Source organism: Methyloparacoccus murrellii (assembly GCF_054657115.1).
In genome coordinates this window covers 1-450 of record NZ_BAAHXD010000125.1, presented here as the reverse complement: position 1 = coordinate 450, position 450 = coordinate 1, and the positions used below count along the sequence as shown (strand labels likewise).

Sequence of the window (450 nt, the reverse complement as noted above, 5' to 3'; positions counted from 1 at the left end):
ATGGGTATGGGCATGGGAGCCGATGACAAGGCCGAGGTCGCGCAATTCACGGACCTGTTGCCAGCCGAGATAGCCTTCGCTCTCGACCAGCGCGGTGGTGATGAAGGCGATGCCCGGAATGCCGTACCGCTGCATGATCGGGGCGGCGACGGTACGGACGCTGCGCAACCCGTCATCCAGGGTCACCAGCACCGAATCCTGTTTGAGTGCGACGTCGCCCCGGACAACACGAAGCACATCGTCCAGCGAGACCGCGAGCTGGTGTTCGGCAAGGAACCGCATCTGGGCCTCGAAGACCGAGGGCGCGACACACCAGGGGTCGCGAAACGAGTCGCCGACGCCATGATAGGTCAGCGCCCGGACCACCGCCTCGCCGGAGGCGTGCCGCGGGCGTGCCAGGCAAGCGCCGAGGGCCATGCCGCATCGGGCGGTTTTCTTGATGATCCAGCG

At 66.2% G+C, this 450-nt stretch carries 1 protein-coding gene; it reads right to left on the bottom strand.

Features of this window, described 5'->3' with window-relative positions; all coding sequences use genetic code 11:
* Nucleotides 1-417: polysaccharide deacetylase family protein (locus ACYQ1H_RS15565; protein ID WP_460028950.1), on the bottom strand; the 417-nt coding region annotated here is incomplete at its 3' end.
* Nucleotides 418-450 lie beyond the last annotated feature (33 nt).